This window comes from Candidatus Dependentiae bacterium (assembly GCA_020431705.1).
In the GTDB taxonomy this organism is placed as follows: Bacteria; Babelota; Babeliae; order Babelales; family Vermiphilaceae; genus JAGQHQ01.
Genome location: JAGQHQ010000001.1, coordinates 58,644 through 85,231, shown reverse-complemented (window position 1 = coordinate 85,231; position 26,588 = coordinate 58,644). Strand labels below are relative to the sequence as shown.

Here is a 26,588-nt window from a genome sequence, read left to right as displayed (position 1 = left end):
TCACCGTTGTTCACGTGTTAGATTAAGATTTTTTTAATTTCATAATTTTGATGTTGCTTTTGTTTGATGTGAGTGTGATTTGTGCTTCACCAGTGCCTAAGGTGCCGTCAATTTCTTTTTTAAATTTTCTCCATGCGTTTTTGTCAAGTTGTGTAGTAAATGGTTTTATTGTGACGTGGTGTTGGCAGGTAAAGGTGCCGTAAGTTGTGCGTGCGTGTAAATCAGCATTTGTTTCGTGCGGTAACCATAATTGAATATTACCACATGTACTAGTTAGATTAATTTTGCTTATTGGAGGAACACTTTTGCTATGCACTTTTATGTGTCCACTATCTGTTGCAGTTAAAACACTACCGCGTGCCTCGTCAACGGTAATATTTCCTTTTTTAGTTGTTAACTTTATATTGTTGTATGCTTCTTTTATTCGAATATCTCCTTTTTGAGTGGTAGTTCCAATGACTGTGCTATGGGTTTGGTCAATTTCGATATTACCTTGCTGTGTTGTTAGATGAGCTCTACCTGTAATTTTTTTTGTTTTTATATTTCCAACGCCTGTTGAGACGGTAATGCCAGTATTGTGCGGAATGGTAATATGAAAATCAACATGAAAATTTTTATTTTTTTGATCGAGGCATACAGTTGTTAGTGTAAGGGTATTTTTATGCTGTATATCTTTTATATGAATCAGTTGTAATTGTTCTTTTTTTAGTGTTTTTTTTACTACTTTTAAATCGACTGTTGGCTTACTCCATGTAGAAACATAAATATCGCCATCGCTGTTGTTTATGGTAATTATGCCCTTAGCTCCTAGTGCATATGTTTTTTGTATTGTTTGTTTTTCCCATTTGCTTGGCATAATAAATGAAACCATTGTGTTGAGTGATCTACGTACTGAAAAAGCCACACTTGTCTGCGGCATTGCTATAAGATAGCTTATAAGTGCTATCGTCTGGTAGATATATATTTTATTCATGATAACCTCATTGTATGATGATAAATTGCTGTGGATGTGTATGAATTCTACAAAAATAGATTCTATAATTCAAAGAAAATTAGAAAAGGTATTAATACAATACCCACGTGTAAAGGATATTGTAAAAGCAATTGATACAAAAAATGGGCGTACTTTGTTGGTGGGAGGTGCCGTTCGTGACTTATTACTTGATTTACCAATAAAAGACTTGGATATAGAAGTTCATGGAGTTGCGCTGAAAGATCTTGAAGCCTTGTTGAGTGTCTTTGGCACAGTGAGTTTGATTGGTAAAGCTTTTGGTGTTTTGCGTATTCACGGTTTGGATATTGATTGGTCATTGCCGCGAATAGATACTGCTGGGCGAAAACCGATAGTCGAGATAGATCCCTATATGGGAATTACACAAGCATTTAGGCGACGTGATTTGACGATAAATGCGATGGGTATTGATCTTAAAACGTGTGAGCTTTTAGATCCGTTTAATGGTCAAAAAGATCTTATGAACAATATATTAAGAGCAACAGATTTATATTTTTTTGTTGATGATCCATTACGCCTTTTTCGGGTGATGCAATTTATTGGCCGATTTGAGATGCAAGTAGATGATCAGTTGAATGCTCTTTGTAGAAGTATGGATATTAGTGCTGTTTCAACTGAACGTATTGAAATGGAGTTTGAAAAGCTGTTTTTAAAATCAAAACGTCCATCATTGGGAATTCGCTGGCTTAAAGAAATTGGTCGCTTAAAAGGAATATTGCCTGAGCTTGCTAAAACTGTTGGTGTTCCACAAGAGCCTAGATGGCATCCGGAAGGCGATGTTTTTGAGCATAGTATGCAATCACTTGATGCTGCAGCTGCGCTTGAATATGAAACAGATTGGGAAAAACTTGTGGTAATATATGCAGCGATGTGCCATGATATTGGTAAGACTGAAACAACAAAAACAATTGACGGTATTATCAGAAGTCTAGGCCATGAAGATGCGGGTTATAGGCTTTCTCAGTGTATGCTTGAACGTATTACGCACAACAAAGAGCTTGTAGACGCTGTTCCAAAATTAGTTAAGTATCACATGCAGCCTTCACAATTTATTTCAGCCAATGCTACGTCAGCAGCGTATAAACGATTGGCCAATAAACTTGCGCCATATGCTACGCTTTTCATGTTAGCTAAACTCAAGATTGCTGATAGGCGTGGCCGTAATCCAAAAAATTCTGAACCACTTGCACACGATGATGAGGATATTGCAAAATTTATCCAAAAATCACGAGAATTGAACGTTCTTGATCAAGTAGAGGCTCCAGTATTGCAAGGGAGAGATTTGCTTGATGTGATTGAACCTGGTCCGTATATGGGCAATATATTAAAGCGAGCCTATGATATTCAGCTGGAAGAAGGTATTAAAGATAAAGAGGAATTAAAGAAACGAGTACTTGAGTAGTTTTTTTATTGAGTATAAAAAAAGGAAGTGCACATTTTTGTGCGCTTCCCTAAATCTTTAATACCTTTACTTGTCTTCTAGCTTTTTATTGATTATCAAGAAGATAGTTAGCCATTTCGGTATCGTTGTAAGCAAGCGCCAATTCTAATGGATTGGCATTCGAAATTCGAGCATACTCTTTATATTTTTGTGCACGCTGAGCTAAGCTTTTTTTGTCTCTTGTTTTTGTTGTGTCATGCTCTACTGGTTTTACTATGCTATGAGATGTATCTTGCTGTATTAAACTACGAGCATAAGCTGCATCTTCTTTTTCTTGTTTATCTCGATCGTGTTGTTTTATTTCCTGTGCTGCAATCTCACGAGCGATTTGCTCATCATTTTGTGTATTAATGGACTGCGTTCTTAGTCCTTCATAATAGGCGAAGGCCTCTTTTTGTTCTTCTAATGAAGTACCAAAACGAGCCGCATCGGTAGATGATTTCATCAATACAGTTCGCTTGAATTTGTCTGATTTTTGCTGATGTAAAGCTTGAACTTTTTGTACTATAGTTGTTTTTTTTACAGCAAATTCAACTTTTCCAAAATCATTTTCTTGTGCAATCTTACTCAAGAAGGAATTAAGTTTAGTAATAGTTTTATCTCGATAATCTGAACTACCATGTATTGAATCTATATAGAAGTACTTTATGTTACCTTCTTTATTAATGTCTATTATCAATCCAGTCCAGTGACCATAATCAGTGCGATCTTTTTGACATCTGCAGCATATATTTTTATGTACCTTGCCGTTCGAATCAGTTTCTTCGCGGTGCTCACATTTTTTGAGATTACCGTATTCGTCAACGATTGCTTTGTTTCGCTGTGGACAGTGGTTACATGTATTGTTAGCACACTTTTTATCTACTGCTCTATAGTGTTTCATTGTGCCCAGAGAAAATGCTACAGAAATTGATTTTTTGTTTTTGATTGCATCAATTAACTTCTTCAGCAGCTCTGGTTCATGGCCGTAAAAGTAATCAATAGTTTTAGTTTCTTTATGTTCTTGATCTAATTTTTTATCGATAGCATGATCAAAGTTTTCGTTCAAGTTACCAATACAAATTAATTGGTCTTGAATTTTTTCTACTTCTTGCGCGATTTCTTTTAACTCACTTGCATCACATCCTTCTTGCTTGCGTAATGGATGATTTTGCAGGGCTTTCTCTAGTTCAACGGTATTGCCATCTTTCAAGTACATTAAAACAGCTTTGTTGTTTTTAACACTGTGTGGGCCACATGTATGGCCGTTCTGATGAACAGCAGCTAGACTTAAGTCATAAACATGTATACTAATAGCACTTACGTTTTCTAGTGATTTTTCTTTTACAGTAATAACAGGTTTTCTGTTTATTTCATCATTATTTTTAACTATTTTAACTTTATATTTTTCTACTGTTTTTCGCACTGCCATTGTTGTTTCTTTAATAGGCATTTTTTCAATTTTTACATGAGCATGCTTATTTGTGTCCGAATTAAATATTTGTTCTAAGTTTAGTTTTTTTGCTTCTTTGTGAGGATCTTGATTATTAGATTGATTAATGACAGGTGTAATTTTTTTATCGGTAGTGTTATTACTACTGATAAAGTACCCAACAACGCTGTTTATGATACTTCTCAGGCTAAGTGATACTTTGGGAACGCCAAAGGCATAAGCTGGGCTTGCTACGCAAAAACTAAGCGTAGTAGCAAGAAAAAAGCTTGTAAATAGTTGTTTTCCTGTATTCATTATATTTACCTCCATTTATGTACAAATTGCGTACAAAAGCCACACTAACTGTAATAATGCGACCGCCTTCATTTATTCTAATTGTAACATTTCTTGCGAGGGTGTCAAGAAGAAAGTAACGGTTCCAAAGGGGGCTTCATTTTGATAGGCTATGGGTGGAGTATAATATAAAAAAGTTGAATATAAAGGACATATTATGTTGAAAATGCTATTTGGTAATGGCCTCTGGCAGCTTGTTTTACAGGCTGATATGATCAGTAAGGTGGTCTTGATCATTCTCCTGATAATGTCAATCTTATGTTGGACTATTTTTTTTTATAAATTAATACTTTTACGGCTTAAAAAAAGGCATATGTGCACCGTATCTCGCTTGATAAAGCAGGCAAAAAGTCTTGAGGAAATGAGTGCTATAGCCTCAGGGTATGCAGGAACGATTCCGGGTTATTTTTTGACACAAAACCTCCTTTTTCTTAAAGATTTATTAGAAAAGCGACAAGAGGCTAATTTTGACCGCATGTCAGAGTATATGGATGCAGTAATTGAGGATATAGTATATCGTCAGGAGTCTTATTTACCTGTTTTATCAACGTGTGCTAATATTTCTCCTCTACTGGGACTTTTTGGGACGGTATGGGGTCTTATTCAAGCTTTTATTGGTATTAGTCAACAGCAATCTGCTGATATTGCAAGTATCGCTCCCGGTATTGCAGAAGCATTAATAACAACGTTTTTTGGCCTTGTAGTTGCCATTCCAGCGCTTGTTATGTTTAGCTATTTAAGTGTTCAAATAAATCGGTTAGAGTCTCAGCTGCTTAATTTGAGTGATGCATATCGTTGTTTGGTAGAACGCTTTTTAACGTAATTAGGAGGTGCTATGCGTAAATTAAAGCGTCGTCGGCGTTCAGTTCCTAGTATGCCAGAAATATCATTAACGCCACTTATAGATACAGCATTAACATTGCTCATTATATTCATGATTACTGCGCCAATGATGCACAATGCTATTAAAGTTGATTTACCTTCTGGCAAGGCAAAAGAAGATGCTAATGTTCAACAAGACTTGATAGTATATGTTGATAGTAAAGGAACTCTATTTTTTAATGGGGTACCGTATAATGAAAATATATTAATAGCACAACTCAAACAAGCAGTAGGGAAAGCGGAGAGTAAAGTAGTATATGTAAAAGGTGATCGTGCAGTAAATTATGGAACGGTTCTTGAGCTTGTTGATAAAATTAAAGTGGTAGGGGGTATCAAGTATGTGGCCTTGGCAACTAAAAAGGTGGCCTAAGCGGTATTTTTTCTTACTACGATTATTTATTGCATGTACGATCTTACACCTGTTAGTTTTTTTAGGAATTTCATTTGTACAAATGTGCACGTTGTGTCCTTACCAATTAACGATTAATGCCAACGCATTGAATAATAACGTGCAAGTTGTTTTCTTACCTCTTTATAAAAAAATTAGTAAGGAAAAAGCGGTATTCATGAAAGTTGATACAAAAAAATTATCGCAGAAAAAAGAAGAAACAGGAAAGGTCCTTGCTAAAAAAAATCCTGAGATAATACAAGAAAAGGTAAAACCTAAAGCAATTGTTAAAAATAACAAGACCACAATTAACAAAGAAAACGTGATTAGGAAAAAACCAGTAAAAGAGATACTAATAAAAAAAGAAACGGTTGAAAGAAGTAAGGGGAAGACTGAAAATAAAAAGCAAAAAATTACTGATAAAAATAGTAGTGTAGCATATAATGGAGTAAAAACTACTAAGAAGAATGTCGGTATAATCTCTCAAAGAGTGTATGCTGGCAGGCAAGAGCTAGCGTTGTTACAAATGCAGGCTCGAATACAAAAAGAAGTGAGTATGATATGGAAACCGCCTGTTGGATTGCCAAAAAATTTGCTGTGTCAGGTGACATTAACAATTAATGATAAAGGTCATGTTACTGAAACGAAAGTGAGTAAATCATCCGGTGTGTTATTATATGATGTTTCAGCGCGGACAGCACTTACACAACTTACATTACCATTATGGGCGCATGGCAAAAAATTTTGTATCACATTTAAACAATAGAGAGATAAGCATGAAAAATGAAAAAAAATTGTCGTACGCGATCTATTTTTTGCTTATTTTGGCAATATACTTACTGAAAGCCGAAGTTTCTTGTACTAATGAAAAACATACTGATTCTATTACGGTAACTATTGCTGCCAAGCAACAGGAACAAAAAATAGGTATGATGATTATCGTGCTGGATGAAGGAGTAAAAACACAGGATCTACAAGCTGTTGCTCAAATTCTTGAAAAAGACCTGTCGTTTACTGGGCAAATTGAGGTTTCTACTGTACAAAAAAAGCTGACAACGTATAAACAATTTTTAACGCATTGTATGCAAAAGGATTGTTCCTTAGCTGTAGTGATTAAGTATGGCCATAAACAAGGTAGTATTGTTTGGTGGCTGTATGACACAAGTAGCAGCCAGCTAGTGGCGCACAATACATATGACATCTCAGGTAAGGTTGTGCGAAGGTGGGCGCATGCAATTGCAGATCAATTGTGGCCGAAAATTATTGGACAAGAAGGCTTTTTTTCTACAAAGATTTCTTATTGTAAAGAGGGAATTTTGAAGCGTAATAGACATAAAGCGCGGATTAAACATATTTGTGTTGCTGATTACGATGGATCTCATGAACGAGTTCTTATCAAAACGCCGACGGTAAATGTTGCACCTCGTTGGAATAATGATTTACGATATCCGCTTTTATTTTATTCTGAGTCAACAAATGAGAATATGCGGCTTATGGTTGCCAATATGAAAGGAAAGCGTAAGGTGGCCTCTAGCTTTGATGGTTTAAATATGTTGCCGGCTTTTTCTAGGGATGGAAAAAAAGTTGTGTATTGTGCGTCGCGTGGTACTGGAAACTGTCAAATTTATTATTATCAAAAAGGGCAGTTTAAACGAATTACGCATAATAGTGGTAATAATGTTTCACCAAGCTTTTCCGGTGATGGTAATAAACTTTATTTCTGTTCTGACTTTCAAACTGGTTATCCACAAATTTATACATATGATTTAATAACAAAAAAGCAGACGTGTATTACTAGTGGGGGGTACTGCGCAGCGCCTGCATATTGCCACAAAACAGATCAACTTATCTATAGCAAAATGGTAAACGGTGTGATGCAACTCATGCTATATGATAACAATACCAAACAGCACATACAGTTAACATTCGATCCTGGTAACAAGCAGGAGGCATCCTGGTCTCCGTGTGGCAATCATGTGATCTTTAATCTGAGTAAAGGTCACTCTAATAGGATTGCCTTCTTTAGCTTACACACAAAGAAATATCGTTTTATTACAAGCCAGAGAGCTGCATGTAGTTATCCACACTGGTCCCCAACATATATAAGTTTCCCCATAACAAGCTGATTTGGCTATCGACAGTTTGTATTGTTTTTATTATAATCGTAAACACAATACGCAAATCATATTTCATATCATATAGAGGTATAAAGAAATTTCATGAACAAAAAAATAAGAAGGCCGAATTATTTTAAGGGCGGGCCTAAAAATTTGATTATTGCGGCAATTATTTTTATTGGTTGTTTAATATTATTGGTAAAGTTGACTGAGTATACACGCACTGTGACTACTGTTCCGTATTCTACTTTCTTAAAGCAGGTTGAACAAGATAAAGTTAAAATGGTGCACGTTTCCGGTAATGACGTGTATGGTGTTTTGCGTGATGGTAGCAAGTTTGAGACAGTTATTGCCGATATTCCTCAAAACTGGGATTTATTTAAAGAACATAAGGTTGAGTTTTCTGTTGCAAGCACAGCTGGAAACATAAGTTTGTGGTATATTATACCGTTTGCACTCTTTGCAGCGCTTATATTGGTAGCACTATGGTTTTTCATGCGCCAAAGGGGTGGTTCTGGTGGCGGTGGAAGTAATATTTTCACTATGGGTAAAAGCCGTGCAAAGATGTTTATGCCTTCAACTATTAAAGAAAATTTTGGTTCAGTTGCTGGTGCTGCGGAAGCAAAAGAGGAGCTGCAAGACATTGTAGATTTTTTGAAAAATCCAGAGAAGTACAGACGGCTTGGGGCAAAAATAACACGTGGTATTTTGCTTGTAGGTGAGCCAGGAAATGGTAAAACATTGCTTGCAAAAGCGGTAGCAGGGGAAGCGAACTGTCCATTTTTTAGTATTAGTGGGTCAGATTTTATAGAAGTTTTTGTAGGTGTTGGTGCGGCGCGTGTGCGTGATTTGTTTGCGCAAGCGCGTAAAAATGCGCCATGTATTATTTTTATCGATGAAATTGACGCAGTTGGTAGACATCGTGGTAGCGGTCTTGGTGGTGGTCACGACGAACGGGAGCAAACGCTTAATCAGCTTTTGACAGAGATGGATGGCTTTCAGACAACTGGCGGATCTGTTATTATTTTAGCAGCAACCAATCGTCCAGATGTGTTAGATAAAGCTTTATTGCGTCCAGGTCGCTTTGACAGACGCGTTGAGGTGCCATATCCAGATTTAGTCAGTCGTGAGCAAATTCTAACTCTCCATGCAAAGAGTGTAAAGCTTTGCTCGGAAGTTGACTTGAAAAAAATTGCGCGTGGAACACCAGGATTTTCTGGTGCGGATTTGGCAAATATTATTAACGAGGCGGCAATTATTGCGTCAAAAAAAGGTCAAAATGAAATTGAAATTCAGGATTTTGAGGACGCACGAGATAAAATTTTGCTAGGTAAAGAAATAAAAACGATTGTGCTTTCTGACAAAGAAAAAGAAATGACGGCGTATCACGAGGCTGGCCATGCACTTATTGGTTTACTGTTGCCAGAACATACAGATCCGTTACATAAAGTTACTATTATTCCACGAGGCAGAGCGCTAGGAGTGACACATTCTTTGCCAGAGCGGGAAAAGTATACTAAAACGAAAAAAGAAATGATTGGTTCCATAATGGTTTCTCTTGGTGGAAGGGCGGCAGAAAAGCTGGTATTCAATGCTATGGCAACAGGTGCGTATAGTGATTTTAAAAATGCAACTGCTATTGCACGTAACATGGTTTGTAAGTACGGTATGTCAGATGAGCTTGGGCCAGTGGTCTATTCTCAAGGGCAACAGGACTTTCGTTATTCACAAAAAACAGCAGAAAAAATAGATGCTGAAGTGCAAAAAATTCTTGATACAAGTCAAGAACAGGTGATAAATTTGCTGCAGGATGCTCGTGATAAGTTAGATACCCTGGCACATGCATTACTTGAAAAAGAAACTTTGTATGCGAGTGAAATATATGAATTATTGGGTATTGAACCACGAGTAGAGCATAAGTTTTAGACAGAACGTACGGGTGTATAGTGTATTCAACTGATCCACATACCATTGTTTCTACTCTTGCACATACTGTGAAACCGGTCATGAATGAGGCCGGTTCTTTATTGTTATTTTATTTTAATACCACACTCAATGTTCGAGAAAAAAAGAAACATGGCTTGGTAACACAAGCAGACATTGAAGCCGAGCTGTTTCTTATCGAAGAGTTGGGCAAGATTATTCCACATGCTTCCTTTTTTGCCGAAGAGTCGGGAAGAAGTGGCTTAAGTACAAGTGAGTATTGTTGGGTGATAGATCCGCTTGATGGTACAACTAATTTTATTCACAGGTTGCCCTATTTTTGTATTTCTGTTGCTCTTACGCATAATGATGTACCAATATGGGGTGGTATTTATGTACCGATAACGCAAGAATTTTTTTATGCATACCAAGATGGGCCAGCTTATTGCAATGGTCGGCAGATTGTTATTTCTGATCAGCATGTGCTTGAAAAAAGTGTTATTGTTGTTGGGCTACCTTATGTAAAAGATGAATATTTTACCAACATGCTTGATAATATTCGTCGCATTGCACCAAAAACATATGCATTTCGCCATTTGGGTGCTGCAGCTTTGGATACTGCTTATGTGGCTTCTGGAAGACTAGACGGCATGTTTTTTACGAATTTGTCGTGGTGGGATATTGCTGCTGGTTTGCTTATTATCAAACAAGCGGGAGGTATAGTAACTGATTTTCAAGGTAATTTTATTGATAAAGATTATCAATCTTTTGTTGCTGCTGGTCCTGAAACGCATAAGCAGCTCTTGGTATTACTTCAGGGATAATTGCTTAAATTGATTTTTCGATGAAACCTGACAAATCTTTATGTGGGGTCAAAAGTTCAAAAAGAGGAGTGTAGTATAACAAAACGTAGCATTTAGTTGAAAAAATAAGCATTTCTGGTACCATGTAAGGGTAATTACGTAAAGTCCCGTTTTATGGAGATTATTGGTGTGTCAATCATGAAAAGGTTTTATAATGGCATATATATGTAAAGTTTGCGATAAAAGGCCACAAGTTGGCAATCACGTGAGTCACGCGAAAAATAAAACAAAGCGTTGGCTGTATCCAAATGTACACAAAATGCGCTTTAGTTTTGCCAATGACCCAAAAAATAAGGTACATCGTGCAGCGGTATGTACTCGATGTGTGAAAGCAGGAAAAGTTAAAAAAGTTGTTTAGGTTTTTTTACAAGGATTAGTCAATGGCAAATATTAAGTCAGCTAAAAAACGTGCGAAGCAAATGATTGTCAAAAGAGAGCGTAACAGGGCTCGCAAATCCTCTATTAAAAGCGCGGTAAAAAAAGTGTTAGACTCACTTGAGCGCGGTGATGATATTGCGAGTGTTAAAGTATTGCTTAGAGAAGCAGAAGCTAAATTAGCACGTGCACAAAATAAAGGTACGATGCATCGTAATACAGTATCGCGTAAGGTCAGTCGCTTGGCAAAAAAAGTTGCTGCAGAGGAAAAGAAGTAGTTACTAACTTTGTGTAACGATTTTTGCTCGTAAAAACTTTTTGTGTACGCTGATGCAGCGACGTTGCAAGGATTGTAAGTGAGATTGTACGTTCTATATACTCCGATAAGGCGGGTTACTTTTGCTTTTTATCTATTGTTTTTTCCTTTTTTTATTTCTTCTCCTATTTTTGGTAAAAACAAATCATGTGGATATTGTTATTCACAGTCGAATCCTTCTTATACCTACAACTCATATTATATAAAAAAGCAGAGCCTGTTCAAAAAGTATGCTACTTCTGTTATTCCTGCTACTATTATTGGTGGGGTAACCGGCGGTGTGTGTGCTTTAACTGACAAAGCAGGGCTTTGGCCATTTTCGTGGTTTATTTTTTCTGGTTTGCGTTGGCTGATTATAGATGCTCTTGCAAAGGATTTTGTCGATTCTGATGTATCGTATAACAAAAGCATATTATTATCAACGACTCGCATTGCTGACTGGGCGATGTGGCTATACGTTATGATGCATATATAAAATAGCCTTCGTGGTGTCATAGTTAGATAGTATCGCATTACTTAAACTTGTATTTTGTTAAAAAATTTAAGTTAAACAAGTATCAATCATTTTTTTGTATTCAATTAAAAAATTCTTTGCAACCAGAGTGGGAACGCGAGACGCGCCAGCATGTTCAATCAGAATAACAAGCGTAAAGGGGCGTGCATTTTTATACTTTACATATGCAACAAACCAACCATGTTCAAGATATTGATTACCAAGATGTCGCTTTTTCTTATCACTTGTTTGGGCCGTACTTGTTTTTGCAAAAATTTCGATGTCTTTAATTGTATTTACGCGTCGTCCGGTTCCCTTGGTTACCACTTTTTTCATAGAGTCTTTTAAGAATGATCGCGTTTCTGGTTCAATAGCCAGTGGTTGCATTTCAATTTCTTCATTGCTCAGTATGCGTGGTTTGACTAAATAACCAGTAAAAATACTGGCAATCATTCGTGCAATCTGTATGGGGCTTACAAGTAAAAAACTTTGGCCTATTGTTGCAGAAAGTGTTTCGCCAGTCCACCATCGTTCACCCTTCACTTGTTCTTTCCATTCGGTTGTTGGTACCAACCCGGTTTTTTCTGGAAAGAGAATGTCTGTTGGTTGGCCGAGTCCAAAGCGATGTGCGTAATTAGCAAGAAGGTTGATAGAAATTTTTTTGCCGATTTCGAAAAATAAAATATTGCATGATTGTGCTAACGCTTGGCGTGTTGTTAGATGTCCATGGCCATAATGTCGGTGGCACCAATATTTGCGATTACAAAACATAGTATAGCCATTGCATTCCCATAGTGATTCTACTGGAATAATATTATTTTCTATAGCAGCACTTACAGTAACCAATTTAAAAATTGATCCAGGTGGATAACATGCGTTAAATGCTCTGTTTAAAAACGGATTCTTTTTTTGTAGCGTGTTCCATCGTTCGGTTGAAATTGGTTGTAAAAAAAGTGTTGGATCGAAGTCAGGACGAGAAACTAGTGCCTTAAGCGAACCATCATGTGGATCCATGATGATACACGTTCCTGTTTGGTTTTGCGGAAAAATTCGTTCGACAATTGTTTGTAATTGTATATCAAGAGTGGTGGTTATGGTTTTTCCGCTCAAAGATTTATCGAGTTCAATTTGTGCTAGATTTCTTCCAAATGAATTTATTTTTTTTATACATGTTCCATTTTGCCCTTGCAGGCTACTTTCAAATAATTTTTCTAGTCCCATAGTGCCAACAGTACCAGCTTCTAATGTAGCTAGAGCACCTAGAATATGACTTGCATATGATTTGTATGGGTAAAAACGTGTAAAATGTGTATCAATGATAATATTGGGATCATTTGGGAATTGCTCAGCGATTTTGCTTAGTTGAGTAAACGTGATATCTTCGGCAAGTAGCGCTTTTTTATAATAACGTTGTGCGTGATAAATAGCATTCCTAGATGCATTATTATCCAATAACGATATACCGAGTAATTTTTCCAGTGTATTAAGATTTTTTTTATTGTTTTCATGTAATTGACAGGAGCCTGTTCCTTGCCAGTACACATTAATAACAGGGCGGTTTGTTGCAAGCAATGTACCATCATGTGCGATGATGTTGCCGCGTAGCGGTGGGACCGATTCAATTTTCAAAAAATTTTTCTGACTACGAGTAAAGAATATATCAGATTCTTGAATTTGTAGTTGTACGAGACGTGCAATAATAAGAAGCACTATTAAAAATCCAATAATAATAATGCGTAAAATATTATCAGAAAGTGAGTATGATGTTGTTATCATTTTTTACCACATTTTAAGCTCGTATTGATTGGATGTATATTGTCACACATGCGAGCGAGTTCTTCAAGTGATACATGGGTGTATTTTTCGGTACTACTGAGTGTTTTATGCCCTAGCAGTTCTTGTACTATACGTAAATCTGCTCCCTGATTTAATAAATGCGTTGCAAAAGAATGGCGAAGTTTGTGTGGTGTAATGTGTCTATCTAACTTTAAAAATGTTCTGAACATACTAACAATTCGTTGTATTGTACGGCTTGTCAACGGCGCACCAATACTGTTTACAAACAACGGTTCATTGTTGTTTATATTTTTACTTTTGGTTCGAGACATTATAGATTTCCGTTCCTTTGTTAGGTAATCTTGTAATTTTTTTTGAGCCTTTCTACCAAACAGAACAATTCTTTCTTTTCTGCCTTTACCCCAAATGCGGATAGTTTTATTTGTCAAATCTATGTCTTTAAGTTTGATTGCGGTTAACTCTGAGCAACGAATGCCGGTTGCATACAATAGCTCAAAAATAGCCGTATCGCGCAGTGGCTTTTTTGTGTGAAGGTCTTTGATGGGTATATTGTCTAGCAAATAATTAATTTCATCAATACTCAAATAAATAGGGAGTTTTTTATCAAGTCGGGGTCGCTGCAATTTTAAGTTAAGCACGATGCCTTGTGTGCGCAAAAAACGCTCAAAAGATTTGAAACACGAAAATTTACGTGCAATAGAACTTTTATCGATTTTCTTATAAAATAAACTAACTAGGTGTCGCTCAATGATTTGACGTAGTGCGAGAACTTTTTTATCTATATCACGCATGTCAGACCAGAAGCGAATAAACTGATTCAAATCACACGAATACGAGCGTATCGTATTGGGTGCTAGATTTTTTTCCACTTCTAAATGAACCAAAAACTCTTCAGTCTTTTCCTTAAACTTTTTTAAATTCATAGTGGATATGATAAAGTGTGAGCAATTTTTTATCAACAGTTAATACTATCGCGCTATGCAAGATAGTAAAAACGTGTGAAAGAAGTTAAACTAAGAAAGTTAGAATAAACGTATATATGTTGGCGGTCAAATGTAAGAAAAAAGATATAAACCATGATTATTGTAGATTATATTGTTTGCATCGGCGGTTAACAGATGATCGGTTAACACACAAAAAATCAGCAATTTTGTTTTGATTTTTTTCAAACTTTTGCCATAAAAGAGCCATTGTTTTAGAATCTCGTAATGCATGTTTGCCAAGGCGTGCTGCTTCAATAAGTTCAGGATCGCTTATAGTATAAGCAGGGTCAAATGCTACTTCTTCATACAGGTTGGCTGCTTGAGACTTTTTTTTAAGCAGTTGTTGTACCTTGCATTTAAAGTCAAATAAACTTATAGGACGATTATGCATTAATTTTGTTTTATCTTTGTTGCTCAGTTCTAGAAGCTCTTTAACATGTTTGTTTTGTATTGCTTGTTGAGTAAAGCCTTCAGCCAACTCGCTAACTTCTTGCTCGGGTAGTGTGAGTAGCGAAGGCATCGCAATAGTTGCCTTTCTTAATTCATTAAATAATGTAGGAGAGAATGTTCCTTCTTGTACCAATGGCTGTAGATCTTGATTGGTAGAACAAATAATACGTACATCACATGAAATCTTTTTATCACTTTTAAAGATACGGTAAAAACCATATTTGATTAGTTCTGCGAGGTATTCTTGCGCTTCTATGGATAAAAAGTGAATATTTTCAATAAATATAGTATCAGCGTTGCCAACTTTTTCGAGTAATGGCTTGTTATGTGTTATGCCGAAAATTGGGTTAATACCAAATAATTTAATCGCAACTTCATAATTTTTTGATGGGTGTGTTAGCTTAAGTACATGTAGCGATTGTCGTAAACTTACGTGATGTAATAGTTCAACAGTTGGCAACAAGTCCTTTTCGGACATCTCTAATAATGTTGCTTTGGTACCCAATGCAGCACGCATGATATCAATCTTAAAGTTGAGTAGTGTTTCGCCAGATCCAGGAATAAGTTGGTTAATGAGATGGCCAGACTTAGTGGTTTCAAGATAAAGCAAATAGTCCCATTTTGTTGGATCTTTGAGTAAATCAATTTGTTTCTTAATGATATCAGAAACTTCTGGATAGTGTATCATTAAAATGACGCTTTGTTGCTCTAGGTGTGAAACGGCACTAACAATTAACTTGTTACCAGCGGTATCAGAAATGAAGCCTGTTTGTGGTGTATTGTATTGCCTTACCAAATCACCAATATTTTTTAGTTTTTTGGTGGTTGGATGCCCAGCTTGTTTATTAAGATCTATATTAATCAGTTTTTTTGCCGTTTGATTGCCAAATGTGAAACGGCGTGATTTATAGAAAATGATACCTATATCTTTTTGTTTTGTGTTTTTTAGGAATGATTTAATACTTTCTTTGTACTGATTAATTTCTTGGTGCTTATTATAGACCTCTTCTTTAAGTTCTTTTTCATGTTGGATCATTTGCTCTAAATTGCGCTGTTGAAGCAAGTTGATAATGTTACCAACATATTGTGCAAATACAAGCATTTCATCTCGCTCCACGTTGCTATAAAATTTGTAATTTTCACGTGCATAGCGATCTATAATAATGTATGCAATAATATTGTTTTGTTTGTAAATAGGAATAAAAACATCTACTTCAACGCCTTCTAAAAACGTAATGATTGTCTGACGATCTTCATGCTCATCATAAAAGTTACTAAAAGCGATTTCATCATGTATCAAAATGGTTGTTTTTTTGATGTATTGTTTGACGTTTTCGCTTGCTGTTTCTAAAAAGTTTTCTGTGGTTAGCTCTGTTTTGCCAAAATTATCTGATGATGTTTCATAACTAATATCTTTTGGCATACGGATGTAGAGCTTTACTTTGTTTGTAGAAAGATGAAACGCTTCTTTAAAAAAGTTTTTAGTTATATGTTCTAGTTCTTTAATACCTGTTGTTTTGCTGAGCTGTTGCAATACAATTTTAAAGCCATCAACAAAATTGTAGTGGGGAACTGACTGTACGTGTGAGCTAAAGTTTAAAAATCGTAATCCCATAACTTTTTTCATGCTGTAGTAAATTGCAACAGTTAAAAGCATTGTAGATATTCCTACAAAAGCAAAGCTACTGGCTACGAACCCTGTTGAAAAGTTAAAAGGATACATTTGGAGGCAATCACACAAAAGGTGTGGGACAATTAGGGCTAGAATGAAAACTTTGATTTGTTGTCTTAGAATGCGAGGAAGAGGCACTTTTTTGAGGTATACTATTGTTGTAACTAAACTCATGGGCATTAAAATAAAAAGAGAATAGACAGAGAATGCTTGTTGTGATTTATATACAGTAAAAAGTTCCCACTGATTAAAGTCAAAAAATGCGACACTAATAAAAAAAATAGAAAAAAATCCACTAATTAAAAGAAAAATTGAGTGACGAAATTTTATGGGGTTTTTTCTTGTGATAAGGCTTTCAACAAATAAGGCTAACGCTTGATATTGAATTGATGTGAATGCCCATGCAATTCTTGACCAACAAATTACTATGCGACTATCCAATATATTCGAGATAAAAGGATGAACAAGGTGAAGTATCCAAGCTGAGTCAGAAACTATTGATCCAATTAGAACAATGAGTAGTAAGAGGCGGGGTTTCTTTGCTGATGTGTTACCCAGGCCTTGCTTACCGAGTGTAGCAATAATAAATAATTTTAGTACAAGTGATACTGTTGTGATTGCTATTAAAAAATAACAATTACCAAGTATTCCTTCTAAAAAAGTTAATAACGTATTAAAAAAATGTACTAAATAAGCCATAATTTATTGCTATTCTATTTTATACCCCTTATAATAGGTTCTATTCTTACGTAAGTCATTTATTATATATTATTAATACATAAATCATTGGAGGCTCGTTATGTTGAAGCTGCGTAAGTTGGTGAAGCGATTTGTAAAAGCAACTATTTTTGTTTTACCTACCTTAGTTTTGGTAGTACAGATTATTTCTGATAATTTTCCTCCAGTAACTGGTTAATATTATTCAAAGTTACCACAGATAGTACTTGAGGACAAATGCAAAAAAGGTGGGTGAAAGCGAGGGGACTGTCGGATACCGATCGTAAAACCCGCGTTCCTGGGATTATTGAAAAATTGCGGATTGCGACACAAGGCATGACTGAGCCGGCAGTCACCACTATTATAAAAACGTATGGCAGAGACCCATTTTTGGTACTCATTAGCTGTTTATTGAGCTTACGTACTAGGGATACCGTTTCTCTCCCTGCCTCGTTAAAGTTGTTTGATCGTGCAAAAACACCATTGGAGTTACTCGATCTTTCTATTTTAAATATTGAACATCTTATTTATCCTGTTGGTTTTTATCGACAAAAAGCTAAGCAAATACATCACATTTGCAACCAACTTGTGCAACATTTTAATGGCAATGTACCTGACACTGAATATGATTTGCTTACTCTAAAAGGAGTGGGGCGAAAGACGGCAAATTTAGTACTTGGTGAAGGATTTGGCATTCCATCAATTTGCGTTGATACGCATGTCCATCGCATTTCTAATCGGCTTAATTTAGTACGTACCAAAACGCCTGCAGAAACAGAACATGCATTGAAAAAGCTGCTGCCAAAAGAATACTGGATTGAATATAACCGTCTGCTTGTTATGTGGGGGCAAAATATCTGTGTTCCCATTACACCGTTTTGTTCTATCTGCCCGATAGCAGATTTGTGTGCTAAGCGAGGTGTAAAAAAAAATAGATAATAAGTATATATATGTTCTGTAAGTACATAAAAAAGCAGCGGCAAGAATTGCCACTGCTTGAGTTGGTTGATGGAGTTATATATGCCTTTGTTAAGGTAATATGCCAGTTTTTATATAGTTAACTGCTTGTACTAAATTATTGATATATACTGCGTATTCCATAGGATTGTTAATTTTATATTCAATCATGTCTGCTTTTAAAAATGTTATACCACACGGAAGTTGTTTCAGTGAGCTATATACATGATCGTACTGACCTTCAGCATAACGTCTACGTCCACCACATTTTTGCATAGCATAGAATTCTTTATCCGGATTATAGAAGAACTTTACATAACATGCATATTGGCCATTTTCTTTTGTTACTTCAATTTTTTTATCTACGCCAGCATCACGCATAGTAGAGTCAGCACCAGTTAATACCCGGCCTGTTGGTGATGTTTTTTTGATGCACACGACGCGTACTTCGTTAAAATAACCGTCCTGAGGTTCATTCCATGTATCTTCGGCCATTGTACGTGTACCAGAAATGTAGGCCAAACCGATGCTTCCTGCGGCAAGTAGCAGGATACCAAATGTTTGTTTTTTCATATACTCCCCCCTAGCAATAATTACTATGATTTATATTCTAATTTTATTATGATGCATTTATTTTGTAATTGTCAATAAAAATAAGATTAAAAAATAAGATCTGGAGTAAAAAAATCCAGATCTTATAAAATATCATTGCGATTCAGAGGATATTTTCAGAAGTTTATCGATAGTAAGCCCAAATTGCTGTTTTCCATCACGGGTGCGTAATGCTATAGTATCATTCTCTACTTCCTTATTACCAATAATAAGCATCCACGGTATTTTCGCAATTTGCGCTGCCTTGATTTGTCCGGAGATAGGGTCTGATGATTTATCCATTATTACGCGAAGGCCATGCTGGGATAACTGATTGGCTATATTTTGTGCATATGGCTTATGTTCATCAGTGATGGTAAGCATTTTCACCTGAATAGGACACAGCCAAAACGGTAGATTACCTTTGTAATGTTCGAGTAGAATACCGAAGAAACGTTCAAAAGAACCGTAAATGGCACGATGTATTATTACCGGACACTCTTTATTACCGCTTGAAGAAATATAACTCAAATCAAAACGTTCTGGTTGAAAAAAATCTACTTGTGTAGTACTGCATTGCCATGAGCGACCCATAGAGTCTTGAATATGGTATTCGAGTTTTGGTCCATAAAAAGCACCATCACCCTCAGCAATAGTATAATTACACCCAACGGTTTCAAGTGCATTTTTGAGTGCATTGGTTGCTTTATCCCATAACTGGTCAGTTCCCATTGCTTCTTTTGGCTTTGTTGCGAGTTTAATGTCTACATTCTCAAAGCCAAATGTTTTTAATACCATTAAAATTGTTTTTACATCGGTTAAAATTTCTTGATCGAGCTGTTCTGGTGTGCAAAAAATATGTCCATCATCAACGGTAAATGCACGTACGCGGAAAAGACCATGTAATACACCGGATAATTCATAACGATGTACCATGCCAAATTCTGAAAGCCGTAACGGCAATTCTCGATATGAGCGAGGGCGTTCTTTATAAAGTAAAATCGCTCCAGGACAGTTCATTGGCTTAACGGCATAGCTTTCTTTTTCGATTTCGCAAAAATACATATTTTTTTTGTAATGATCATAATGACCGGATTGTTTCCAAAGATCATCATTGAGCATAGTTGGAGTGCAGATTTCTTGATATCCTATCTTTTTAAGTACCTTACGTAAATGTGAACGCATGATATTTAGAATAAGCGTTCCTTTGGCATGGAAAAATGGAAAGCCGACACCTTCACTATGGAAAGAAAATAGATCTAATTCTTTACCCAAACGGCGGTGATCATATTTTTGTGCCTCTTCTTGGCGTTCTTGCCATAGACGCATGTCTTTTGCTGTCAAAAATGCTGTACCAGTAATACGCTGTAATGCTTGTCCGTCTCTATCTGCACGCCAATAAGAGCCAGAAAGGTGTAAAAGTTTAAAATGTTTTATTTGACTAGTATTTTCTACATGGCCACCTTTACACAAATCGTAAAAGTCTCCTTGACGTGCAATACCAACAGTATCGCCAGGGATACTATCGATAAGTTCTAGCTTGAATGGATTATTTTTGTACAATTCACGTGCTTGCATTTTTGGCACTTGCTCGTGCGTGAGGGTTAAATTGCGCGCAGCAATTTCGTGCATTTTTTTTTCAATGATACTTATATCAGCTTCTTTAAGATTCTTTTCAGGTAAAATGTCATAAAAAAAGCCATGCTCTGTTGGTGGGCCCAGGGTAAGTATGGTTTTAGGAAACAGTTCTTTTACTGCATGCGCAACCAGGTGGGCCGCAGAATGTCGCATTTTCTCTAATGCATTATCTTTTTTTTGCATAGTAAGCCTTAGTTATTTTTATAAAAAACTATGTGGTCATCGCATTGTAGCATAGATATTATTCTTTATAAAAATATTACGCACGCAATATACGGAAAAAAATGACTAAACGAGTATCAGTATCATACTGCTATGACGTGTAATTAACGTATTTCTTGATTAATGTGTAACAACGTGCCGTCTTGATCTTTAAAAATTGCCTCGATACCCCATGGCCGTTGTGTGGGTTCTTGTATAAACTCAACACCATGCGCTTTGAATTCTTCGTATGTTTTTTTGCAATTACTTGTACTCATAGAGCAGAGTGGCATACCAGGTGTTTGCTTGCCAACAAGTGCTTGTTGTTCTGGTGTCATTGCTGGCATAAGTGCAATTTCAAAATCTTTTTTGTCTGGCAAACTTATAGTAAGCCAACGAAAATTATTTTCTATAGTCACATCGGTATGAACAATAAAACCAAGCTTTTCAGTATAAAATTTTAATGCGGCATCTTGATCTTTAACTAGAATAGTCAAATGAGTTACGTTATTAATCATGATATCAGGTTCTTAAAGGGTGTGAATTATTTTTATTAATATTCTACTTTTTTAAAATAGCAAAGAAAAATTTTATTGCAAGAGAGAAAAATATATCAATTTATTTTTTTGTAAACTTTTACGTTTGCGTCTTATTTTCTGATATGCTACTATAGCTGTATATGTCCAATTAATGGTGTTTTTCAAGGATTTTAATCAATGACTAGTCAAGCAACAGGGCAGGGGAGAACGTTTAATATTTTGGATACCAATGTGCTCATGTATGATCCAGAAGCGCTCTTTAAATTCGAAAAAGCACATATAGGAATTTCTATTGTGGTGCTAGAAGAGCTGGACAAATTTAAGCAGGAAGCTACAGACAAAGGGCGCAATACACGTGCGGCAATTCGCTATCTTGATAGTATTCGCACAAAAGGATGCTTGGGTGAGGGTATTGAACTGCCAAATGGTAGCTTACTTAAAGTGCTATTTACGCCGATGCATACCCAAAAGAAGACATTTCCTTTTGAAACGAACATAGGTGATCACCGTATCTTGCTCACGGCATTGGAGCTTAAGCAGAAAGGTCATGATGTACGGTTTATATCAAAGGATATTAATGCGCGCTTAAAAGCAGATGCATTAGGTATACAGGCACAAGACTACCTCAAGCAAGCTCTAACCACGCATGATACCTTTTATAAAGGGTGGATATCAATTGCGGTTCCAGCAGTAGAATTAAAGAAAGAAATGCCAGCAGTTTTGTTGCAATTACTTGAAGAACAAGAGATAACGGTCAATCAGTTTATTTTACTAAAAAGTCAGAATAATCCCTATAATTACGTAATATTCCGGTATTGTGGTGGGGAGATTTTCAAACGAGTTACCCAGCCACAGTTTAAATGGCCAATACATGCGCGTAATCCACAGCAACTTATGGCACTTGATTTGTTACTCGATGATAATATTAAGTTAGTGAGTTTATGTGGCCCAGCAGGAACAGGAAAAACATTCTTAGCGCTTCTTGCAGGTTTACATAAGCTGTTGGTAAAAGATGCGTATGAAAAAATGCTTATTTCTCGTCCAGTTGTTCCTTTGGGCAGAGATATTGGCTACTTGCCAGGCACATTAGAAGAAAAACTACACAGCTGGATGTTGCCTATTTACGATAACATAGAATGTATTTTCCATTCAGTCAGAGTATCGCAGCACTTAGAAGAAGTAAAACAAGAGAATGATCATAAAGGTAATGGTCGCCGCAAAAGTAGAAAAAAACAAAATGGTGGTATCAATGGTTTGCGCTCGCTTAATGATTTGGTGTATCAAGGTAAATTAAGTCTTGAGGCAATTACGTATATGCGCGGCCGTTCAATTCCGTATCAATATATCTTGATAGATGAAGTGCAAAACCTTTCGCTACATGAAGTTAAGACATTGGTTAGTCGTGTCGGTGATGGAGGTAAGATTATTTTGTCTGGAGACCCTTATCAAATTGATTCTCAATATCTCGATTTTAGCAGTAACGGTTTAGTGGTTACGAGTGAGCGATTCAAAGGACAAGAAATCTTTGGTACGGTATATCTAGAAACAAGTGAGAGAAGTGAACTAAGTAAGCTTGCCAGTGAGCTACTGTAGTTGTTCTTTTGGTGTGTAAAACGGGTTACACAATAGTACTCGTTTGAAAATGCACCAAATAGCTACAAATATTTTTTTTTCTTGTAGTTGTTGTACAGCATAATCAGTGCAGCCTACTTTGTATTTACAACGTGCTTGTGGGCCAAGTAATGGGCGCGCACCTCGGAGTATAAAAATTAATATTTTATGTAACATGATGTACCAATATTTCTTTAAGCTGCTTAAATAAAAGTTCCTGTGCTTTTTTGCGCAATAACACAGCGCAGTCAAGATTTCCCTGGAAGAGTTTTTCCTCATAAAAGATGGCGCGCAGTTGGCGTTTTAATTTATTGCGTTGTGGAGCGTTACCAACTTTACGAGAAGCAACAATTAAAATACGGGCATGAGAATCTGTTTTTTGTCTAACTAAAATCGTCAGCTCGGGCGATTTATATGTTGCTCGAGCTGACGAAAAAAATTGTTTAATCTCTTTTTTAGTAAAACGAGATAAGTTTTTCACAGTTTTAAGAGGCGTGTTTTGCTCTTACTGACAAACGTTTTCTACCCTTTGCACGACGGCGGTTTATAATCTTACGTCCCTCACGAGTAGACATACGTTTTCTAAAACCATGCTTTCTGTTGCGTTTTTTACGACTTTTTCTGAAAAATGTTACTGACATGACAATTTCCTACTATCTGGTACCAAATTTGTTAACATGTTATTTATAATAAGCCAAAAATTAAAATTTTTCAAATCAATTTTTGCATTTGGATTATTTTCAATTAGAAATTTTGCATCTATTTAAATATCGTTCAACATCAAGTGCGGCCATACAGCCAGCGCCGGCAGAGGTGATAGCTTGGCGGTAGCGGTCGTCATGTACGTCACCTGCTGCAAAAACACCTTCTATAGATGTATGTGTATGGTTTTTGACGAGCAAGTAACCATAATCATTAAGTTGTATTTGTCCTTTAAATACTTGAGTATTTGGGCGTAATCCAATGGCGATAAATACTGCATCAACAATTTTTTCAGTTTTTTCACCAGTGTTTTGGTTGGTTATAATAATTTTATTTGCTTTGCTACCATTGCCGTGAATTTCACTTACGATGCTATTATAAATGATTTTGATGTTCGGATTGTTTATAACACGTTCTTGCATTGCGTGTGAAGCGGTGAGTTTATCAAGAATATGGATGATCGTTATTTTATTAGTGAATTTAGTCATAAATGAGGCATCTTCCATAGCTGTATCACCACCACCAACAATGACTACTTCTTTATCTGGATAAAATGCCCCATCGCATACAGCACAAGTAGTTACTCCTTTGCCCCAATATTCATTTTCACCTAGGCAGCCAAGACGTTTTGGTTCAGCACCCGTTGCAATAATAACTGATTCTGCTTTTAATTCTTTATCTTTGCTTGTCCAAAGAGTAAATGGCTTTTGAGTAAAATCAACTTTAGTAATATTGCCAGCAACAAATCGGGTGCCAAAATGTTGCGCATGTTCGCGCATTTGCATCATTAATTTCGGGCCCATTATGCTTTTTTCTCCAGGCCAGTTTTCTACTGCTGTAGTGCCCATAAGTTGGCCGCCGGGCGCTGTGCCTTCTATAACAACAGGATTTAAATTTGCACGTGCTGCATACACGGATGCCGTTAATCCTGCAGGGCCAGAACCTATAATAACAAGTTTTTCTACCGTATTTTGTTTCACTAATTATACCCTTTTGCTGATATACGCAAAGTATAAGTGAATTATACATTGAGTGCGCATTACTTTTTAGTTAAATGATAAATAATATGATTTAATGTTTTTTCGCGCAAGCAAATTCGTTTTAATTCCTCTTCTGATATCGGAACTTCTTGTCCGTTGTGTTTAGTGCTTGGTGGGTCAAAATAAATAAACTCTTTGGTTCGAGGCCGATTAAGAAGATTTAAATAACATTTAATATCTTGATCTGAAACAGAGACATTTTCATTGTACGCAACGTGATCTAAAATGACTTTTTCTTTTGTTTGTTTTTCTGCAAGTTGCCTCACACGTTCTTTAAAATCTTTTTGTACCCTATACACATGATAATCAGGATTTGCTTTAACTGCGTTAAGTACTCGTTTTTGTTGTCGGATTACTAGATATACAGGGACATTAAATCGATGTTTATTTAATAATAATTTGAGTGATTCTTCTGCCATAGCGCGACGCTGGGAAATATTGTTACGGTACGAAAAAACTTCAATTAATTTTTGATGCATTTCTTTGTTTGTTTTTAATTTGAACTGTTTTTTAAATTGATCGAGACAGAAATATGAGTGATGAAGTACATCTAAAATTTCTATGTAAAATGTGTAGTGTGCGTCAAGACGGTGGCTAAAAAATTGTTGTAAATCCTGACTTATGGAACAAAAGACATCGCCGGTTTTTTTATCTAAAAAGATACTGCGCAATGCATTATCAACCTCTTCATCTCCCATTCTAAACCACAAAATTTCTTTATGTTCTAACAAGGGCATTTGATGTTCATCAACCAAAGAAAGAGAGAATCTAATCCAATCGCCAATATGAACTATATTATCTTGATGTGTTTTGAGATAATCTCGCTCTTCCTGAACAAATGATTCAACTTGTCTATCAAGATCTTTATAATTTTTTCGTTTTGGTGCATTAAAAGGGAAATACTTCCATTCGCGTAGCTGAATTTCTGGAAACAAGCTGAGTTCAAAAGAAAAATGCGCATCTTTGCCTGGGGTAACATTCATTGTAAGTACACGTGGACTGCCAGCAACAAGAAGTTTACGATTACGTATTTCTTCAAATAAAAAACTAATAACAAAATAGTTGAACAGAAATTCTTTTAAGTGTTCTATGAGCGGCTCATGAAAATTTTGTTTGATATAATCAACCGGAACATTTCCTTGTCCAAACCCTTGTGTTTCAATATTCATTTTTTGCTCATGCGTGACATGATTATAAATTGTATCTACGAAACATGCCGGCACTATAACTGTGGCATGGCAAAATGTCGGCTCGCATTGTATTTCTAGACGTAAAGAAGGGCAATCTTGCTTTTTTACTAGTGCCACACAACTCCTTTTTTAATTATTAGTTGGGTTTTGACGATTTTAAACCGAGTCTAGCATAGTAGAAAAAAATAAAAAACAAATGGTGCAAGAGAAGGGACTCGAACCCCCACTCCCTTTCGGGAACTGGATCCTAAATCCAGCGCGTCTACCAATTCCGCCACTCTTGCACTCGTATTTACTGAATAACCATGATACCACTAATAAAAAACAAAATCTAGACAGTATGTACCTCTTTTTCCTTTTTTTCTGCCATTTGATTTGCTTGAGCGATAAATGTATCGGTTACTTTTTGTAGGCAGTCACCCAAACGATTAAAGAAATTTTCAGAAATACTTTTATCTTTTTTGGCATCTCTAATTTGGTTATTAAATTCTTTACGAACATTTCTAATTGCTACACGGCATTCTTCGAGTTTTTTATGTAAAACTTTAATGAGTTGATCTCTTCTTTCGGTACTCATTTCTGGTAATACAAGCTTGATAATTTTACCATCGTTAATCGGTTTAATGCCAATATCAGAAGCCTTAAGTGCTCGCTCTATATCATCGATGATAGAAGCGTCCCATGGTTGAATGGTTAATAGACGCACATCAGCGGCTGTCAAAGCAGCAATTTGTTTAAGTGGCATTGTACTTCCACCATAAGCAACAACTTGAATGTCTTCGATTAACGAAGTGTGTGCTCTACCAGTTCTTATTTTTATAAGCTCACCCTCAAAGTGCTTTATAGCGCTTTGCATGTGTGCTTTCATTGCTTGTTCAAAACTTTTGGTGTCATTTTCAATAAATGTCATTTTATCCATGATGAT

26 protein-coding genes and 1 tRNA gene are annotated in these 26,588 nt (G+C 36.1%); 12 read left to right on the top strand and 15 right to left on the bottom strand.

The features are described from left to right. Window positions 1-22: 22 nt before the first annotated feature. On the bottom strand, window positions 23-973 hold the full coding sequence (locus KC460_00385) for a DUF4097 family beta strand repeat protein (GenBank protein MCA9769813.1): 951 nt from the start codon (window positions 971-973) through the stop codon (window positions 23-25). 40 nt (window positions 974-1,013) lie between these two features. On the opposite strand from KC460_00385, the gene KC460_00380 reads away from it, so the two are divergent. Next, window positions 1,014-2,414: an HD domain-containing protein gene (locus KC460_00380; GenBank protein ID MCA9769812.1), complete on the top strand. Its 1,401-nt coding sequence runs from the start codon at window positions 1,014-1,016 to the stop codon at window positions 2,412-2,414. Between the two features lie 85 nt (window positions 2,415-2,499). Here the strand turns inward: KC460_00380 and KC460_00375 are convergent, their stop codons facing one another. Further along, entirely contained in the window at window positions 2,500-4,179 is a 1,680-nt protein-coding gene (locus tag KC460_00375) for a hypothetical protein (protein ID MCA9769811.1), read from the bottom strand. Between the two features lie 196 nt (window positions 4,180-4,375). Here KC460_00375 and KC460_00370 point away from each other — a divergent pair, with 196 nt between their 5' ends. The 9 genes from KC460_00370 (at window position 4,376) to KC460_00330 (ending at window position 11,557) form a co-directional block, all read left to right on the top strand. After that, window positions 4,376-5,041, top strand: a complete 666-nt coding sequence (locus KC460_00370; protein MCA9769810.1) for a MotA/TolQ/ExbB proton channel family protein — start codon at window positions 4,376-4,378, stop codon at window positions 5,039-5,041. A gap of 12 nt (window positions 5,042-5,053) precedes the next feature. Next, window positions 5,054-5,470: a biopolymer transporter ExbD gene (locus KC460_00365; GenBank protein MCA9769809.1), complete on the top strand. Its 417-nt coding sequence runs from the start codon at window positions 5,054-5,056 to the stop codon at window positions 5,468-5,470. Then, window positions 5,439-6,254 (top strand): TonB C-terminal domain-containing protein, encoded by an 816-nt coding sequence (locus KC460_00360; protein MCA9769808.1) that lies wholly within the window; start codon window positions 5,439-5,441, stop codon window positions 6,252-6,254. The genes KC460_00365 and KC460_00360 overlap by 32 nt, the downstream gene beginning before the upstream one ends. Before the next feature lie 10 nt (window positions 6,255-6,264). Next, entirely contained in the window at window positions 6,265-7,614 is a 1,350-nt protein-coding gene (locus KC460_00355; protein MCA9769807.1) for a PD40 domain-containing protein, read from the top strand. 93 nt (window positions 7,615-7,707) lie between these two features. Beyond that, the gene (ftsH, locus tag KC460_00350) at window positions 7,708-9,531 is read left to right on the top strand and encodes an ATP-dependent zinc metalloprotease FtsH (GenBank protein ID MCA9769806.1); all 1,824 of its coding nucleotides are present in this window, start codon (window positions 7,708-7,710) and stop codon (window positions 9,529-9,531) included. A 20-nt stretch (window positions 9,532-9,551) separates the two neighbouring features. After that, window positions 9,552-10,352, top strand: coding sequence for an inositol monophosphatase (locus tag KC460_00345; protein ID MCA9769805.1), 801 nt, complete (start codon window positions 9,552-9,554; stop codon window positions 10,350-10,352). Between the two features lie 193 nt (window positions 10,353-10,545). Beyond that, window positions 10,546-10,749 (top strand): 50S ribosomal protein L28, encoded by a 204-nt coding sequence (locus tag KC460_00340; GenBank protein MCA9769804.1) that lies wholly within the window; start codon window positions 10,546-10,548, stop codon window positions 10,747-10,749. Window positions 10,750-10,771: 22 nt separating this feature from the next. After that, window positions 10,772-11,044: a 30S ribosomal protein S20 gene (gene rpsT, locus KC460_00335; protein ID MCA9769803.1), complete on the top strand. Its 273-nt coding sequence runs from the start codon at window positions 10,772-10,774 to the stop codon at window positions 11,042-11,044. Between the two features lie 78 nt (window positions 11,045-11,122). Next, entirely contained in the window at window positions 11,123-11,557 is a 435-nt protein-coding gene (locus tag KC460_00330; protein MCA9769802.1) for a hypothetical protein, read from the top strand. A 66-nt stretch (window positions 11,558-11,623) separates the two neighbouring features. Here the strand turns inward: KC460_00330 and KC460_00325 are convergent, their stop codons facing one another. From KC460_00325 to KC460_00315, 3 genes are all read right to left on the bottom strand, one after another. Further along, a complete protein-coding gene (locus KC460_00325) occupies window positions 11,624-13,351 on the bottom strand; it encodes a hypothetical protein (GenBank protein ID MCA9769801.1) in 1,728 nt (575 codons plus the stop codon). Next, window positions 13,348-14,295, bottom strand: coding sequence for a tyrosine-type recombinase/integrase (locus tag KC460_00320; GenBank protein ID MCA9769800.1), 948 nt, complete (start codon window positions 14,293-14,295; stop codon window positions 13,348-13,350). Before KC460_00320 ends, KC460_00325 begins: the two co-directional genes overlap by 4 nt. Before the next feature lie 157 nt (window positions 14,296-14,452). Further along, window positions 14,453-17,176 (bottom strand): sigma 54-interacting transcriptional regulator, encoded by a 2,724-nt coding sequence (locus KC460_00315; protein ID MCA9769799.1) that lies wholly within the window; start codon window positions 17,174-17,176, stop codon window positions 14,453-14,455. Between the two features lie 255 nt (window positions 17,177-17,431). Here KC460_00315 and KC460_00310 point away from each other — a divergent pair, with 255 nt between their 5' ends. Further along, the gene (locus tag KC460_00310; protein MCA9769798.1) at window positions 17,432-18,133 is read left to right on the top strand and encodes an endonuclease III; all 702 of its coding nucleotides are present in this window, start codon (window positions 17,432-17,434) and stop codon (window positions 18,131-18,133) included. 90 nt (window positions 18,134-18,223) lie between these two features. Here KC460_00310 and KC460_00305 read toward each other — a convergent pair whose 3' ends face one another. The 3 genes from KC460_00305 to KC460_00295 all read right to left on the bottom strand — a co-directional run bounded on the left by KC460_00305 (window position 18,224) and on the right by KC460_00295 (window position 21,099). After that, window positions 18,224-18,724, bottom strand: coding sequence for a hypothetical protein (locus KC460_00305; protein MCA9769797.1), 501 nt, complete (start codon window positions 18,722-18,724; stop codon window positions 18,224-18,226). A 132-nt stretch (window positions 18,725-18,856) separates the two neighbouring features. Continuing rightward, window positions 18,857-20,563 (bottom strand): threonine--tRNA ligase, encoded by a 1,707-nt coding sequence (thrS, locus tag KC460_00300; protein ID MCA9769796.1) that lies wholly within the window; start codon window positions 20,561-20,563, stop codon window positions 18,857-18,859. Between the two features lie 143 nt (window positions 20,564-20,706). Continuing rightward, window positions 20,707-21,099: a VOC family protein gene (locus KC460_00295; GenBank protein MCA9769795.1), complete on the bottom strand. Its 393-nt coding sequence runs from the start codon at window positions 21,097-21,099 to the stop codon at window positions 20,707-20,709. A 198-nt stretch (window positions 21,100-21,297) separates the two neighbouring features. On the opposite strand from KC460_00295, the gene KC460_00290 reads away from it, so the two are divergent. Continuing rightward, the gene (locus KC460_00290) at window positions 21,298-22,713 is read left to right on the top strand and encodes a PhoH family protein (GenBank protein ID MCA9769794.1); all 1,416 of its coding nucleotides are present in this window, start codon (window positions 21,298-21,300) and stop codon (window positions 22,711-22,713) included. Here KC460_00290 and yidD read toward each other — a convergent pair. The 7 genes from yidD to frr all read right to left on the bottom strand — a co-directional run bounded on the left by yidD (window position 22,705) and on the right by frr (window position 26,582). After that, window positions 22,705-22,908 carry a membrane protein insertion efficiency factor YidD gene (yidD, locus tag KC460_00285; GenBank protein MCA9769793.1) on the bottom strand — a complete coding sequence of 68 codons (204 nt, stop codon included), beginning with the start codon at window positions 22,906-22,908 and terminating at the stop codon, window positions 22,705-22,707. The genes KC460_00290 and yidD overlap by 9 nt on opposite strands. Further along, a complete protein-coding gene (gene rnpA / locus KC460_00280) occupies window positions 22,898-23,212 on the bottom strand; it encodes a ribonuclease P protein component (GenBank protein MCA9769792.1) in 315 nt (104 codons plus the stop codon). The genes yidD and rnpA overlap by 11 nt, the downstream gene beginning before the upstream one ends. A gap of 4 nt (window positions 23,213-23,216) precedes the next feature. Then, window positions 23,217-23,372 (bottom strand): 50S ribosomal protein L34, encoded by a 156-nt coding sequence (rpmH, locus tag KC460_00275; GenBank protein ID MCA9769791.1) that lies wholly within the window; start codon window positions 23,370-23,372, stop codon window positions 23,217-23,219. 99 nt (window positions 23,373-23,471) lie between these two features. Continuing rightward, window positions 23,472-24,413, bottom strand: coding sequence for a thioredoxin-disulfide reductase (trxB, locus tag KC460_00270; GenBank protein MCA9769790.1), 942 nt, complete (start codon window positions 24,411-24,413; stop codon window positions 23,472-23,474). A gap of 59 nt (window positions 24,414-24,472) precedes the next feature. After that, window positions 24,473-25,780, bottom strand: a complete 1,308-nt coding sequence (locus KC460_00265) for a hypothetical protein (GenBank protein ID MCA9769789.1) — start codon at window positions 25,778-25,780, stop codon at window positions 24,473-24,475. 80 nt (window positions 25,781-25,860) lie between these two features. Then, window positions 25,861-25,947: transfer RNA gene (locus KC460_00260), tRNA-Leu, on the bottom strand. 47 nt (window positions 25,948-25,994) lie between these two features. Next, window positions 25,995-26,582 carry a ribosome recycling factor gene (frr, locus tag KC460_00255; protein ID MCA9769788.1) on the bottom strand — a complete coding sequence of 196 codons (588 nt, stop codon included), beginning with the start codon at window positions 26,580-26,582 and terminating at the stop codon, window positions 25,995-25,997. Window positions 26,583-26,588 lie beyond the last annotated feature (6 nt).